The following is a 15,301-nucleotide window of genomic DNA, read 5'->3' on the forward strand; positions in this document are numbered from 1 at the left end:
ACACCTCGCTAGTTTATTTGTTTAGTCACTTTTATTTTAGCAAAGGTGTTCTTATTTTTGTACAAAAATAATCCAGATGCCAATCAATTTGACTGGTAGCTGGATTTTTAGTTAGAACTTATGTCCCAAGCTCTTTTTTTTATGATATTTATATTATTAATTAAACAAGACCAGACTCTGTAATGAATGATACTAGTAAACAACTTTGAGCCAAAAATAAACTAACATATGAAATTTTTTTATAGAATGTAATCTTAGCAGGCAATATAAAAAGCGCCTTATTTTCAAGATTGTTGGATGATGAATATATTTGCAAAGCAAGTTGCTCTTTTTTAATAATCCTGAAGTAATTAATAGTCACAACTAAGTTAATAACAGCAGAAAGGATTAATAAAAATAGCCCAAATTGCATGTAACTAGTAGACACATCCATATTTGACAAAACTAAAAATAATCCAGCTACAAATAATACTAAACCAATAATATACAGATAATAGATCAGTTTGTGGATTTTTTTTTCAACAGGATATATTTTGTATAAAGGGCTATTATCTGATGAAAATTGATGAGAATCATATTTTATTTTAAATTGTTTAAGTTTAAATTTGTAAGTATAGTTGGAAATGAAAAGGATTACCATAAAAATAAAAGTAAAAAAGAAAAAAAGATTGAATTGAGACATTATATTAACCTCCAAGAATTGATATTTTTATTATAACATAGCGAAGTTCTATACTGATAAGATATTAGTTGCTTTATAACAGAACAGTGCTAAAAACGGTTATTTTTAGCACTACAAGGATAAAATCAATTTATCCTTTGTCATATTTTGATTTAAATAGTACCATTTTTCAGCTGTTACACTAAAATTAACTAAGTACTTTGATCGATACTAGCTATAATTCTCAATGAGAGAATGGCTTTTTTTAGTTATTCAAGAAGACTAAATGAATTACTTATTTAGTTGATCGAACATTAATTGCTTTGGGGCCTGTATTCTTATTTGTAAAAGTGTATCCTTGGGTTTTTAGTATTTCTTTTGGCACCAGTTCATTGGTGAAGCTTTGAGAAACAATTACTGTATTTTTTAAGATAGCAGTTACAATACCTGTCACTTGTTCACCATGTACGTTGGTGGCAGAAATTTCTTGACCAGTTGTTAAAAGCATTTTGATCCTCCTGATTTGTTAAAAATTAAAATTAACTGCATTACTTGTTGGACTAGCAGTATACGGATGCTTACTAGTATTAATTGAAGAAATCAATAAATCAAAGGGAGGGATAACATGGTCAGTGACAATGAAGGTGATAAAAAAGTAAATACTGATTATGTTGCAACTCGAATTTCCTAGAACAGGGTGTTGATGTTTTTTGAATATTTGCGTAAAACCTTTAATAATTCGATTAATTGTTTATGTATAGTATAAGCGTGTGAATAACATTAAGTTAAATGATTTAATAACTAGGTACTTAAAAATGTAAGTTATGAAACAATGATAGTAGATTCTTAAACAATTATCCAATTTTAAAGACAATAAATAAATTATTAAAAATAAAAAATAGAAAATATAAATATAACATTGAAATTAGAATGTGATTAAACTAAAATGTTAAATATATTAGTAAAGGTGGTGTTAATGATGAGAAAAGAATACGTTACTCCTAAATTAGTAAAAGTAGATGCTGAACTTGCTATTGCAGCTAATCGTCCAGTATAGTATCGATATTTCTATTTAGTCTTTATAAAAGAAAGATACTTACTTTGAGAAGGCTAAATAGAAATTCTAAATAAAATAAAATTAGATTTTAATTATTAGTTAGGTAGGTAGCTATGATAGTTATATTTACGCTTGTTTTTATTATTTCAAATATAATGTCTTTGTTAATTAGAAAATTTGTTAGAGGTAATATGTATCTTAGAATTGTAAGAATAGTAACCATTGATTTATTTTATCTATCAATTTTTTTGTTCTTTCCGTTCCCAAATATTTCTACAAGGGTAGATATACTTCCAATTATAATAGTTTTTTTTTTATCAGCAATATTAAGATTTATAGACTATGAACAACTCAAAAGGTCTTTAAAAAAAAGCTACATGAAATTTCAACCACGAACAACTTTAGGAAATTTGATATCTCGTAGTGGTGAGGTATTTATCATTCCTGTTATAGAAGAATTATTCTATAGAGGAACGATTCCAATAAATTCTTCTAAACTCGAAATTTTGATATTTTGTATAATCAGTATGGTTTTATTTAACCTAGCTCACTATATTGGAAGAAAAAGTGACTTGAAATATCATTTGAAAATCACTGTTTTTTCAATAATATCAACTTTAATTTACTTATACACAGGAAATTTGGCTTACAGTATTTTATTTCATGTACTATATAATTTGCCTTGGTTTTTTATTTATTTAAGAAAATATAAATACAATATAGGGTTGTGATAATTATGGGAAATATATTAAAAATAAAAAAAACTATTTACAACTTTTTTGAAAAAACTAATTTTTATAGATACTTTGATAATGATGACAGTTATACAATATACATAGCTGGATCAATAATGGAAGGCTTTGGTAATGAAAAATCAGATGTTGATATTTTTGTGTTTTATAAAAATACAGATTTAAAAGAAAAGACTCAGAGATATTTTGAAGTAAATAAAGGCTTTAATTTATTTAATAAAAATAATAAAGTTATCATTACTTCAGCATTTGAAAATACTGATTTAGATATAGAGTTTTATGAAATTGACTATGTTAAAGAGTTTATTACTCAGCTGGACAACTCGGTGGCTAATTATAACGATGAAAGATATGATTTATTTCATAGGTTAAAATACGGAGTACCTTTGATAAATGAAAAAAATTTTTATTCACTTCAAAAATCGGTAAATTTTGAAAAATTTAATAAACTTCCTGCACAAATGACAAAAGACTATTACGCAGTAAAGACAAAAGATATTCAAGGTGCATATCAGGAAGAAATGTACGATACTTCATATTATATGGCAATGGATTTATTGGAAAACTGCGTTAATGTTTTTCTAGCAATACATGGAGAAACAAACCCTAATAGAAAATGGATGTTTAAAAAGATTAATAGATACAATAAACAATATGCAAACAAATTAGATTTAATCGGCTGTATGTACTCAGCATATAAAAATGTAAATCTATTAGAAAATGATTCAATGAAACATAAGACGTTAGATGTTATGAAAACATGTCAAAAAATAAATATACTAATAGAAAAGGAGCTTATAAATGAAAATAACTAAAAATCCATTTGTTACTTTGAAGGAATATGAAGGAGATATATTTTTAATTGCTGACGATAACGTTTTTCATTTAGATGGCATAGGGGCATTTGTTTGGGAAAAAATAGAAGATGATATCTCAGAAGATCAAGTAGTAGATTTAATATTGACCGAATATGAGGTTACTGAAAAAAAAGCAAAAAAAGACATTAACTCTCTACTAAAGAATTTAAATAAGTATAATATAATAAGCATACATTGAAAGTGGTTTTAGCTATGTACAATGAATTAATAATTATGGGAACTCCCAATGTTGGAAAAAGTACCTTAATCAATGAATTAAAAAAAGACAGCAGATACTATATTCCTAAGCACGTTACGAATAGAGCTGAAAGGTCCGATGATGCAGGCTTTTACGCCTATAAAGAAACATCTTATTTTTTTAGTAATGATATGTATATAAAAGCTAATGATGATTCTGGAATATATTATGGAGTGGCAAAAAAACACCTTAATATCAGAGGTAATCAGATATTAGTGTTAAACTCATCGTTGAAGAAATTAAAAGAATACAGCAAAAAGTATAAAAATAAATTTGTTTGTATTATAACATCAAGAAATCCAGTAAATAAAATTAAAGAAGCTACTTATAAATATATTCCTACTGATATGGAATATAGAATTGCAGAAATGGAAAAAGAATTAAAAATTTTAGATAGATATTGTGACTTTTCCGCAAACAGAATTTATTACATTGAAGATTTTAGCAGCATATCAGAAATGGTTCAAAAAGTAAAAAATGATTTAAATAATTATTATTTCGAGGGTAATTAAATGAAGAAAAAAGTATTTTACAAAGAAAAATACAATTTAATTTATATATATGGGAATTTTGTAAATAATGAATCATGGAATGTTACTCTATATAGTAATATATGTGATCAGGAAGTTTATATTGAGTATAATTATATTGAAGGTAGTAGACTTCCTTTGGATAACATTGATTCCTATAATGAAGTAAAATTCTATATAATGAATCTACTGGACTGTAAAACACGGAAAAAAGTAGAATTTGAAACAAAGCCTTATACTTTTATAAATGAAATTAACAAATACAGAAAAATCTTAAATAAAAAAAATTCATTATTTCATGACAGCTATTGGCAATCAATTTTTAATAACCTAGAAAAACTTTTTATTGATCTTTCTAATCAATTACAGTGGAAAAGTTCGGAACAGTATATTTCACATGGTGATTTACATTACGGAAATATATTGATAAATAGGAAGCTGATTAATTTAATTGATTTTGATGAGGTTTGTTTTTCTCCTAAATATTTTGATTTAGCAATATATATATTTAAATACTTTAATCCCATAGCTGGAAAGCTAACCTCTGAAACTTTCAAAAAAATTGAAATGGAATTCCAGACATATGGAATTCCATTGTCAGATATTGTTATGTATATTATTAAAGTAATATACCAAAAAAAATACTTAGAATGTACAAATAAATCAAGTTTAGATGATTGGATTGTCGATAATTGGGTAAGCTGGTTCAATGATTTAAAAATTATTTTGAAAGGAATTAAAAATATTGGAACAGACATTAATTATATTAAAACCTGATTGTTTAGAAAGAGAAATTGTGAGTAAGGTTACGTCGAAATTATTGGAAAAAGGGACCATTAAAAAAATGAGTTACTTAAGAGTTACTAACGATAAGATACTAAAGCACTATGAAGAGAATTTAAAAAATTGTCCTATAGATATCACTCATCGAATATCCAATTATTTTGTTAATAAACAAGTAATAGTAATAATACTTGAAGGAAAAGATATTTGTAAAAAAATGCGTGATTTAATTGGTGCTTCTGATCCAGAGAACGCTGAAGTAGGTACTATTAGACATGATTTTGGAATAGATAGTTATGATAAAGCCCTATCTGAAAAAAGAAGTTGTGAAAATATAATACATGCTAGTGACAATCCAAAAGAATTTCGCAGAGAATATTCAATTTGGTTTCCCAAGGAGGATAAATAATGAAAATATGCATGGTTTCAGAAGAGTTTCCACTTGAAACACCAAAAGGTGGGATAAGTACGTATCAATGGATAATAAGTAAACAATTTGCTCAAATGGATCATGAGATACATGTAATATGCAAAACTTTTAATTCTCAAGATAGGGTAGAATATATTAATGGAGCAACAGTTCACTTTATTAGCGATTCCTTTTCAAAAAATAAGAATAATTTTGATACTGAAGATTATAGGCTAAAAGTAGCAAAAAAAATGACTGAACTTGAAAGTATTATTGATGTTTTTGAAGTAGCTGATTGGGGAGCAGAAAGTCATTATTATATAAAAAATAGAGTTAAGCCGATAGTTGTTAAGTTACACACTCCACTGTGGGTTTGGCGGTACTATAATAAACTTAAAACCAATTCGTATACAAAAAAATTGGAAATACAAGAAAAGCATGATATTTTGGATGCAGATATGGTATACAGTTGCTCAAAGTCTTTAAAAGAAATTATAATAAATGAATTAGATTATACTAAAGAAATTGCTGTAGTACAAAATCCTTATATTTCAAGTGAATTACCTTATAGTGAAAAGGAAAATATGATCTTATTTGTAGGAAGCTTGGAAGAACGAAAAGGTTTGTTAAAGTTGGCGGAAGAGTTAAATACATTTTTTTCAAAAAACACTACACACAAGTTCATTTTTATAGGTAAAGATACTAAAAGAAATGATAAAGATTTCTCTACAAAAGAGTATATCTATTCTATAATAGAAAACCAGTATCATAATAGAGTGGAATTTTTAGGTCATTTATCACAAGAAGAAATTAAAAAAATATTATCAAGATCAGCTTGTTCAGTTTTTCCTTCTCTTTATGAAAATTTTCCATATGTTGTATTAGAATCAATGGATGCTATGTGTCCTACAATTGGTAGTAAATATGGTGGAATACCTGAAATAATAAATGAAGAAAATGGGTGGTTATGTGATCCTTACATTCAACATAATATTTCTAATGTACTATTAAAAGTTGTAAGTTTAGATAATAAATACATTGAAAAAATTACTTTAAATGCCAAAAATGATTTGAATACTTTGAGAGCTAATGAAATTTGTTTACAAACACTTGATATATACGAGCAAGCAATTGAAAGATTTTATAATGAATAAGGATAAAGGTTTTTTGATTGCAGTAGAGGGTAATGACGGAGCGGGTAAAAGCACACAAATTAAATGGTTATCTAAGTATTATAAATCAAAAGGCTACAAAGTTTTAGTCGCAAGATACAATATGTCATACACTACATTAAGTGCCATAAAAGAAGGAAAAAAAAGAAAATTTTCAGGTGAAGTTAACACTTACTTGCACTTTATGAGCATAAAAGATCAATTTCATCAATATGTAGATTTCTATTTAAAAAAGGGCTATATTGTTATTTTCGATAGATATATTTATTCTGTAGTAGCTAGAGGGTTTGCTAGAAATGTAAATAATGACGTTTTAAATTTTTTACTTCAACAGTGTTTAAAGCCCAATGCTATTTTGTATTTGGATATCATACCTCAAAAAAGTATTAATAGACTAGGAGATAGCATAAATTATTGGGAATCCGGTTTAGATATATTTAAGAACGATAGTAAGGAAGACTCGTTTATAAAGTTTCAAACTTTAGTAAGAATAAAAATGAAAGAACTTATAAAAAAAGAAAAAAATTACATTATAGTTGATGGTAGTGAAATGAAAACTGACATTTTCAAACAACTAATAGTATTTTTGAAAGGATATGAATTACTTTGACAACATATAAAACTCATTTCGGCGTATATGGTGTTTGTATAAGAGAAGAAAAACTTTTATGCATAAACAAGAACACAGGGCCTTACAAAAATAGATATGATTTACCAGGTGGGAGTCCAAAAAAATTTGAAGGACTTGTAGATACATTAGAAAGAGAAGTAATAGAGGAAACGAAATTTTCTGTCACCGAATATTCTAAAGTTAGATGTTATGATTCATTTATACAGCAAGACGGTGTAATTGTACACCATATATTTGTTTTATATAATATTGATATAAAAAAAGAAAATAATAATCAGTTAGAATTATTAAATGAGGTTAATGATTCTTCAGGTAGTTTATGGGTGGAAATAGAAAAATTGAACATAGGAAATTCATCTCCCGTAATATTGAAATTGTTACAAGAAATTGAAAATGATAATTCACAAACTTTATTAGAAGTCAGTAGCTACAAAAATTGGATTGTAAAGGAATGATAGTGGAGTATGAAAAGATGGGAAATATTAGAAAAGATATTAAAAAATAAGGGTAATTTGCATATAGCTGAGATAGGTGTTTATGAAGGGAAAGTTTCTAAATATTTACTGAATAATCTGAGCATAGAAAAGTATTGGGTAATAGATCCGTACGAAAATTATGATCAATACAATGATACAAAAGCAAATATTCAATTGTTAGATAATGCGTATAAAAAGTTAAAAAAAGAGGTTCTAGTATATAACAATACACTATTTTTAAAAAAATTTTCCAAAGATGCAGCAAAAGATGTTCCTAACAATTCCCTTGATTTGGTATTTATTGATGGTAATCATGAATATGAATTCGTTTTAGAAGATATTAAAATTTGGAAAGAAAAAGTAAAAAAAGGAGGGATTATTTCAGGACATGATTATGATTATCCAAATATAGAGGGTGTAAAAATAGCTGTAGATGAATTCTTTGAAAATGAGGTAACTATTGAAAATGATTATGTTTGGTATGTGATTAAGAAATAATATATAGAAATGGAGGGGTATTATTGAATAGTTTATCTTTCAATATACATATACGTTTATGGGGGGGATTCGTTAATAGATTAATTTCAAGTGCTATATTTCCTTTTATGGCAATATATCTGTCGAATATAATTAACGTAAAGTTTTCGTCAATATTTTTGACCTCAGTAGTAGTATTAAGTTTTATTGTAAATGTTGTTTCAGGATATTTGATTGATAGGCTTCCAAGAAAAAAAGTTTTGATTATTTCTTCTTACAGCGAGGCTTTTTCTCTATTACTATTAGGTGTGTCTATATACTATGCAGAAGCTTATATCTTCTTGACTAGCTACATACTTTACACTTTATTTTCTTCATTTCGAAGACCTAGTCTTACAGCGCTTATTCAAGATTCAGTAAACGACCAAAATAGAGAATTAGTGTTTAGAATTGATTATTGGCTAATTAATCTTTCGCTAGCATTAGGAACCTTTTTGGGTGGGATTTTATATGAAAATTATAAGGTTTATTTATTTTTTGCGGCTTTCATTTCAACATTTACTTTATCGTTAATTTACACATTCTTCATATCAGAAACATATGAATTTATGCAACAGAAAAAGAAAAAAAATATAGTGGTGGATTTATTAAGTTCTTACCGTGATGTTCTTAAAGATAAAAGATTTGTATTATTAACACTAGGAATGTTGATATTATTTTCAGGAGAGATGAGTACATACAGCTATGTAGCTGTTAGGTTGGCCCATGACTTTACACCAATCAATATATTCAGCTTGAATGTATCTGGTGTTACGATGTTTTCTTATATAGGTGTAATAAATACCTTAATAGTAGTTTTATTCACTTTTTCAATTGAGGCAGTGACAAAAAAAATAAACCAACAATCCGTATTGATAATGGGGCTATTAATTTATTGTATTGGTTATTCAATAAATTTCACTGCTAATATTTGGTGGATATTAGTAATTGGTACTATAGCAGCTTCATTCGGTGAGTTAATATACGCTCCAATAACTAATTCTAAAATGTTAGATTTAATTCCTTTTAATAAACGGGGGTCATATAATGCTTTTTATTCTTTAAGTTCAACAGGTGCTGAATTTGTATCGCGTCTAACAATATTGCTTTATCCTATCGTGAGTTCTTTAGTTGTAAGTCTGGTATATTTCATTATTTTGTGTATAGGATCACTTATAGTTTATTTTTCATTGTATAAGTGGAGAGTACTCTAAGATGCACAATAAAATTCCTTGTCAGTGAGAAAAGGAATAGCCTTAGTAGTATGAAGGCTTTTTTTTTAGTCGAATTGTCAAACATTATCAGTATTGATAGCATGTAGGCAACCTTATAAAATTAAAAATCTGAGTTAGTCATTTCTTACTTTCAAAAGATAAATCAATAAGTATATTTAAGTGTTAGGATTTTTTTGTGTATATGACAGTGCTAAAAACGGTTGTTTTTAGCACTGTGAGGATAAATTCAATTTATCCTTTATATTTTTAATTAAATAGTACTAAAACTTATGCTAAAATCTATGTATTAATAACCTCCCTTTATGGTATAATAAAGTAGGAGTGATGTTATGAATTACATTTATGGGTATGCTCGAGTAAGCACTCGTTCTCAAGAATTAAATCGTCAATTAGATATTTTAGAAAAATATAATTGTAATGAAATTTTGACAGAAAAAATATCAGGAACTAAATCTAATCGACCAGCATTAAATAAATTAAAAGATGTTGTTCGAGAAGGTGATACGGTAATCGTTGAAAGTTGGAGTAGACTTGGCCGTAGTACAAAAGATTTAATTGATCTTGTTGATTTCTTTTCTCAAAAAAAAGTCAACGTGATCAGTGATAAAGAAAAATTTGATACGTCCACGCCCCAGGGTAAATTAATGCTAACCGTCTTTCAAGCTTTTGCAGAGTTTGAACGTGACTTGATTGTTGATCGTACGAAAGAAGGTCTTAAAAGTGCCAGAGCAAGAGGACGTGTGGGTGGTCGTCCTACTGTGAATCAAAAAAAATTAGATCAAGCGATAAGTTTATATGAAACAAAGCAGTATTCAGGCCGAGAAATTAAAGAGATGACTGGAATAAGTCCATCGACTTTATATAGATATCTTAGACAAAGAAAATCAAAGTAAGTAATTTATTAAATGGGGTGAAAATTGAATGAATGAGCTGCTATTAAATAAAAAAGAAATCTCATGTTATTATGAAATTAATGAGATTTGTAGGAAAATAAATAAAGGGAAAAGCCAAGTAGAAGCAGATAATGTGATACATGCACTATACTTTAACTTGGTCCAAACAGTAGAATCTATAAACCTGCTTGTTAAAGAAAAAAAATACTTAGCAGCGAAATCATTATTTAGAAAATGCATCGAAACTACTGCGAATATAAACTGTATACTAGAATATCCTGAGGCCAAGATTATTGTAAAAAAAAGAGCAAAATTACTAAATATTTTTACTATGCAACATTATATGCACAGAGTGAGTAAACTTTACAGTAAAATGGATGATACTGAAGATAAAAAAGAGATTGAAACTTCTGTCAAATATCTTTCACCGTTAACAGGCTATAAATTTGAAACAATTTCTGATGCCCTGACATACTTTACAAACGAAAGAGATAAGTACTATAAAAATAAAAGTAAAAATAAAAAGCTTTGGTTTACTGCATGTACAGATTTTAAATCAAAACAGGACTTTATTGATAGATATGGAAAAATTTCAAAAAAATATACAAGTTTTCTTTACAACATGCAATCAGAAGATACTCATGGTACAGGTATTCTTTTGTCATTAGGATCAAAATCACTAAATGGATTTAGCAGACAAGACTGGGTACTACTTGTAGCTATAAATAAATTATTAGAAGAACCTACTACGTATTTAATTGTTTACAGTAAGGCTAAAAATAAGTGCGGTACTCAAATTGACTATTTGCTAACACAGGATGAAAAAAACAAAAAATATTGGGAAAAGTAAACAATAGATTGTAAATGTATACCTGGATATTAAAATAATTCAAAAACAATCAGTAGGAGGAAGTACTAAAATGGAGCATTCGAAAAGTGAATTGCAGATAATAGAATTGATGAAAAGAATTTGTCCTGATTTTTCTGAATACAGTTTTTTGAAAACAGATAAATACAAAGGTTCATTGTATGGTGGATATAATATATATTATAAACGTGGAAGCAACGGAGAATTAGGAATGGTCACAGGTAAAAGGAATCATGAAAAGTATGGATTGGATGATTTTGACAAAAATTTTAAAACTATTGCTATGCTGGATGGTTCAGAAGAAGAAGGATGGACAGGAGAAGTTTTATTAAGTGTACTGAAACGTATAGAAGAAAGATCCTAAAAATGATAGTTCGGATATATAATGAACTTTCACTTTCCTGAAGCTGGAAATTAACCGGATAAATTCTTTGAAAAGCGAACTATTTATGACAGCTGTATGTCGGACGACGTATTAAAGACGAATTTCTAAGATAATCAAAAAAGATCAGAAAAAATAGCATGGAAGTATGTTAAACGAGTTAGTAAGTAAAAGAGTTGCGAAGCTATAGTAAGTCCTGAGACGTAATGAGTCAGTGATCTATCAAATCAAAGAAATGGTACAACAGTTAGATAATAAAAGTGTTGTTCTAAGAGTTTTAAACTTGCCAGCGTTAAATCAAGAGTTCGGAGACCCCAACCTTCAAAAGTTCATTCGAGATATGCTGATTCAAACGTTAGCCTGGGCGTCTCAAAATGAACGATTAGAGAATAAAAGAAAGCAACTTTAGGGAATAGAAATTGCTAAAAAAAATGGTGTATACGCAGGTAAAGGACGTCGCCCTGCTTACGGAACAAATGCTAAAGATAGGCAAAAAAGATTGGTTTATCAATCGGTGATTGATAAATTGAATAAAGGAAAAGCAATCAGTAGAATTGCTAAAGAGCTAGATATCAGTAGACCTACAGTCTATAAAATTAAATATGAATATGAACAGCAACATGAAAAAAGCAACGCTACTTAATAATTAGCAGCGTTGCTTTTTTTATCCAATATTTTTATTTGGTGTGGTATAATAGCACATGTAGAAAGTGCGAAAGATGGTGGCTAAATCTCTTGAAAAAGGGGTGATGCCTATGTATTTAATTAGGTTTACTCCTAGAAAGGAATAGACTTGACTTGACTGTTTTTGAAGCGTTGAGCCTAATGATTGCGTTTGCGACATTGGTTCTACTACTAAAAAACGATAATACAAAAAATGACCATCTAATAAAACACTTTAGCGAAGAGTTTTAGATTGGTCATTTTTTGATATAATCAAATTCTAGCTACCGTCTTTTGAACGGCCTACTTTAAGTTAAAGAGATCATGTTGAAGCATGGTCTCTTTTTCTATTTCATTATAACAAGTTGGTTACTAAATTGCAAAATTTTAAGAGGTAGTAGACTCTCTTTTCTATTTTTTTTGTTACAAAGATTCTAAGCTCATTTCAGAAAATAGTGCATACAAATGTACAAGTATGATAATATAAGGTAACAATCTACCATAGAAGATTGGCGCAAGAGATCAGCAAACAATTTTGTTGGTCTCTTTTACATATAATAAAACAAATTTAAAGATAGAATTAAATATATAGTATTTATGACACAAAGTTATGTGGGGCTTATAAAATTGAGTGAAATATCAATACTTTAAAAAATGTTGTCTTTTAAATATGAGATAGTACCGAATACGACAATGAGAACTGAATGGTGGGAACCTTTATTTTACAAATAGGAGAACTGGCATATCTATTAAAATTGCAGGAAAATTTATTTATTCAGTTGTTCATCTTGTGTTATAATTATTAAGATGGGTATGTATATTAAATTTTTGGAGGATTTAATAAAGTGGTATGTGATTTTTACAACAATATTAGAAAAAACGAATTATAGAGAATTATTATCGGCCATATTAGTGTTGCAAAATATAACGGAATTGAGGATATATGGTTTTGATGAATTGGAATTACTAAATACTTTTTTTATCAGAATAAATCAAATATTGAACAATGTTAGAACATAAAAAGAGGTAGTGTATGACAACTTATTTATATATAATCAAACTTAAAAAAAATCGTTACTACATTGGATCTACTATTCACAAAAAGAGGATTAAAGATCAAGTAAATCAGAAAAAACGTGCATCTCAGTGGGTAAAGATAAATACAGTAGAATATTTGTGTGGGTTTTGGGATATTGGCTTATTAGAGTATAGAGAAGCTGAAATACTTGAAACGATTATTTCGCTTGAAATTATGAAAAAAGTCGGTTTATGTAATGTTAGAGGCGGTTTTTTTACACTTACTAATACAGATGGATTTTTACAAACAATATCTAGTCATTATACTATTAATCGCTTTGGTTTGAAAAATATCGAAAGTTTAAACTTAAATTTTTTAAAAAGTGATTTAGTTTTTTCTGATTATAAAATGACTAGATTAGTTGAGGATTGTTTAGCTGAAAATGGATATTTAAGTCGTTTTATGGGTAATAGTGTGGGTTTTTAATTGAAATAAAGTACGGATATATAAGGGAGAGATTTAATGGCAAATAATTCATTAATTCTAAAAAAATCAGAAATAAATTTGTTAAGGTTTAGTAGTCATATAAAAAATAATGAATCTGAAAAAATTGTTGAGGCTATTTTTTCAAATAAAGATATACATGTAAATCAATGTAGCCCGGATATAGAAAATGAAATAAAAACTAAAAAGAATGAATGGTTGGCTATTTCAAGCAATGAATGGCAACCTAGAAAAGATAAGCCTATTATCACTAATCCTTCTAACGATAGGACTAAATGGACAAGGTGCTCATTGTGCAATACTGCAAACAAGTTAGAATTTTACGTAGTTAATAAAATTACAAAAGAAACTATTAATATAGGTGGAACATGTTCAACGAATGTAGTTACTGGGGAAATGAACGAACTATCAAAATTAATTAAAAATGAAATAGCAGGTAGTCGATATGTTAACATTTTATCAGAAATTCCAGAATTACGTGCTGTAGTATTTAGCCCTAAACAGTTTATTAATGATTTAACGTATGAGCTTCCCAATTTATTAGAAATGAACTACCAAAAAGATTCAAGTAACGTTTTAAAGTCATTAAAAAAATATCTTAATGATACTGGAAATGAAGCAGTATCCAAAGAAAGATTAATAAAAAATTTGGGTATTTTTGATAATACAAAAAATGAGATTAACCAATTTCAAAATAATGCAAAAAACAATAAATGGTCACTTTCTCATGAAATTAAAAAAAGTTTTCAAAGTCAGCCGAATTCAGATAGTATTGTTTCAAATATAAAGTTTAATAATGGAAGAATTAACAAAAAAATTGCCCAAAAAATAAATTCAGTAGATTTTTTACGTAAATATATAAAAGAAGCCTTTAATAATAACAATAGAACTCTACCAGTAAAAATAAGAAAATGTTCGGTTGGAGTTATTCATTTTCAATATACGAATGAATTTGATTCATCTTATAAATTTAGCATAGATTCTCAAATATTTATTGATACATTTGGACGAATTATTTTTGATAATATTGACCAACCTAAACGTGATTTAGCAAAGTTTTTTATAGAAAATTCAAACATAATAAGTCTTTCTAATATAGAAACTAAAAATAATTTATTATCTTCTGTAAAATATTCTATCTCTGATACAAAGAAATATTTAGTATATGACCTATACGGTTCTTTTTCTGAAAAATTAGATGAATGGCACTATAGTAAATTTGAATTATTAATAAATAATTGGACTGTATACAGAGAGCATGAAAGTGAGCTTCTTTATCTTTTTAGAGATGAAAAGAAGCTGATTTCAGCAAGTTTGATTATGTTATTTCAAATGAGATATATACAAGAACGAACTTTAAGTAATTTAATGAAAGAAGCAGAAAGAATCTCTGCTAAAGTATTATTTAACGAAATAAGATCAGAAGTTTATAAATAAAATCTCATTTAGTATTGAAGGAATAACAGGTTCATTTAAAAGTGTGGAATTAAGAAATTTTTAAAGAGCTTGGGACATAAGTTCTAACTAAAAATCCAGATACCAGTCAAATTGATTGGCATCTGGATTATTTTTGTACAAAAATAAGAACACCTTTGCTAAAATAAAAGTGACTAAACAAATAAACTAGCGAGGTGT

Annotated in this window: 21 protein-coding genes; 19 read left to right on the forward strand and 2 right to left on the reverse strand. The window is 27.6% G+C overall.

Features of this window, described 5'->3' with window-relative positions; genetic code table 11:
• Positions 1-160: 160 nt before the first annotated feature.
• Together CDIMF43_RS11455 and CDIMF43_RS11460 are read right to left on the reverse strand one after the other, a co-directional pair.
• Complete coding sequence (locus CDIMF43_RS11455) at positions 161-682, reverse strand: hypothetical protein (RefSeq protein WP_109842053.1); 522 nt, start codon at positions 680-682, stop codon at positions 161-163.
• Between the two features lie 274 nt (positions 683-956).
• Positions 957-1,169, reverse strand: a complete 213-nt coding sequence (locus CDIMF43_RS11460; protein ID WP_109842054.1) for a hypothetical protein — start codon at positions 1,167-1,169, stop codon at positions 957-959.
• Between the two features lie 926 nt (positions 1,170-2,095).
• Here CDIMF43_RS11460 and CDIMF43_RS13960 point away from each other — a divergent pair.
• From CDIMF43_RS13960 to CDIMF43_RS11550, 19 genes are all read left to right on the forward strand, one after another.
• Entirely contained in the window at positions 2,096-2,449 is a 354-nt protein-coding gene (locus CDIMF43_RS13960) for a CPBP family intramembrane glutamic endopeptidase (protein WP_227001285.1), read from the forward strand.
• Positions 2,450-2,454: 5 nt separating this feature from the next.
• Positions 2,455-3,285 (forward strand): nucleotidyltransferase domain-containing protein, encoded by an 831-nt coding sequence (locus CDIMF43_RS11470; protein WP_109842056.1) that lies wholly within the window; start codon positions 2,455-2,457, stop codon positions 3,283-3,285.
• Complete coding sequence (locus tag CDIMF43_RS11475) at positions 3,272-3,526, forward strand: PqqD family protein (protein WP_109842057.1); 255 nt, start codon at positions 3,272-3,274, stop codon at positions 3,524-3,526. Before CDIMF43_RS11470 ends, CDIMF43_RS11475 begins: the two co-directional genes overlap by 14 nt.
• A gap of 14 nt (positions 3,527-3,540) precedes the next feature.
• Positions 3,541-4,098, forward strand: coding sequence for a GTPase (locus CDIMF43_RS11480; protein ID WP_109842058.1), 558 nt, complete (start codon positions 3,541-3,543; stop codon positions 4,096-4,098).
• Positions 4,099-4,893 (forward strand): phosphotransferase family protein, encoded by a 795-nt coding sequence (locus tag CDIMF43_RS11485; RefSeq protein ID WP_109842059.1) that lies wholly within the window; start codon positions 4,099-4,101, stop codon positions 4,891-4,893.
• Entirely contained in the window at positions 4,862-5,308 is a 447-nt protein-coding gene (locus tag CDIMF43_RS11490) for a nucleoside-diphosphate kinase (RefSeq protein ID WP_152878526.1), read from the forward strand. The genes CDIMF43_RS11485 and CDIMF43_RS11490 overlap by 32 nt, the downstream gene beginning before the upstream one ends.
• Positions 5,308-6,462 carry a glycosyltransferase family 4 protein gene (locus CDIMF43_RS11495; RefSeq protein ID WP_109842061.1) on the forward strand — a complete coding sequence of 385 codons (1,155 nt, stop codon included), beginning with the start codon at positions 5,308-5,310 and terminating at the stop codon, positions 6,460-6,462. The genes CDIMF43_RS11490 and CDIMF43_RS11495 overlap by 1 nt, the downstream gene beginning before the upstream one ends.
• The gene (locus tag CDIMF43_RS11500; RefSeq protein WP_162532943.1) at positions 6,455-7,090 is read left to right on the forward strand and encodes a dTMP kinase; all 636 of its coding nucleotides are present in this window, start codon (positions 6,455-6,457) and stop codon (positions 7,088-7,090) included. The genes CDIMF43_RS11495 and CDIMF43_RS11500 overlap by 8 nt, the downstream gene beginning before the upstream one ends.
• Positions 7,087-7,566, forward strand: a complete 480-nt coding sequence (locus CDIMF43_RS11505) for an NUDIX hydrolase (protein ID WP_109842063.1) — start codon at positions 7,087-7,089, stop codon at positions 7,564-7,566. The genes CDIMF43_RS11500 and CDIMF43_RS11505 overlap by 4 nt, the downstream gene beginning before the upstream one ends.
• Positions 7,567-7,575: 9 nt before the next feature.
• The gene (locus tag CDIMF43_RS11510; RefSeq protein WP_109842064.1) at positions 7,576-8,085 is read left to right on the forward strand and encodes a class I SAM-dependent methyltransferase; all 510 of its coding nucleotides are present in this window, start codon (positions 7,576-7,578) and stop codon (positions 8,083-8,085) included.
• Between the two features lie 23 nt (positions 8,086-8,108).
• Positions 8,109-9,317 carry an MFS transporter gene (locus tag CDIMF43_RS11515; protein ID WP_109842065.1) on the forward strand — a complete coding sequence of 403 codons (1,209 nt, stop codon included), beginning with the start codon at positions 8,109-8,111 and terminating at the stop codon, positions 9,315-9,317.
• 350 nt (positions 9,318-9,667) lie between these two features.
• A complete protein-coding gene (locus CDIMF43_RS11520) occupies positions 9,668-10,231 on the forward strand; it encodes a recombinase family protein (protein ID WP_109842066.1) in 564 nt (187 codons plus the stop codon).
• Between the two features lie 28 nt (positions 10,232-10,259).
• Complete coding sequence (locus CDIMF43_RS11525) at positions 10,260-11,081, forward strand: DUF5677 domain-containing protein (protein WP_109842067.1); 822 nt, start codon at positions 10,260-10,262, stop codon at positions 11,079-11,081.
• Positions 11,082-11,151: 70 nt separating this feature from the next.
• Positions 11,152-11,463, forward strand: a complete 312-nt coding sequence (locus tag CDIMF43_RS11530; protein WP_109842068.1) for a hypothetical protein — start codon at positions 11,152-11,154, stop codon at positions 11,461-11,463.
• Positions 11,464-11,695: 232 nt separating this feature from the next.
• A complete protein-coding gene (locus CDIMF43_RS11535; RefSeq protein ID WP_109842069.1) occupies positions 11,696-11,890 on the forward strand; it encodes a hypothetical protein in 195 nt (64 codons plus the stop codon).
• A gap of 9 nt (positions 11,891-11,899) precedes the next feature.
• Complete coding sequence (locus CDIMF43_RS13910; protein ID WP_269845362.1) at positions 11,900-12,124, forward strand: helix-turn-helix domain-containing protein; 225 nt, start codon at positions 11,900-11,902, stop codon at positions 12,122-12,124.
• Positions 12,125-12,279: 155 nt separating this feature from the next.
• Positions 12,280-12,396 (forward strand): putative holin-like toxin, encoded by a 117-nt coding sequence (locus CDIMF43_RS13830; protein WP_269845355.1) that lies wholly within the window; start codon positions 12,280-12,282, stop codon positions 12,394-12,396.
• A 781-nt stretch (positions 12,397-13,177) separates the two neighbouring features.
• Positions 13,178-13,648 (forward strand): hypothetical protein, encoded by a 471-nt coding sequence (locus CDIMF43_RS11545; protein ID WP_109842071.1) that lies wholly within the window; start codon positions 13,178-13,180, stop codon positions 13,646-13,648.
• Between the two features lie 36 nt (positions 13,649-13,684).
• Positions 13,685-15,103: a hypothetical protein gene (locus CDIMF43_RS11550; RefSeq protein WP_109842072.1), complete on the forward strand. Its 1,419-nt coding sequence runs from the start codon at positions 13,685-13,687 to the stop codon at positions 15,101-15,103.
• Positions 15,104-15,301 lie beyond the last annotated feature (198 nt).

Origin of the sequence: Carnobacterium divergens (genome assembly GCF_900258435.1) — a bacterium.
In the GTDB taxonomy this organism is placed as follows: Bacteria; Bacillota; Bacilli; order Lactobacillales; family Carnobacteriaceae; genus Carnobacterium; species Carnobacterium divergens_A.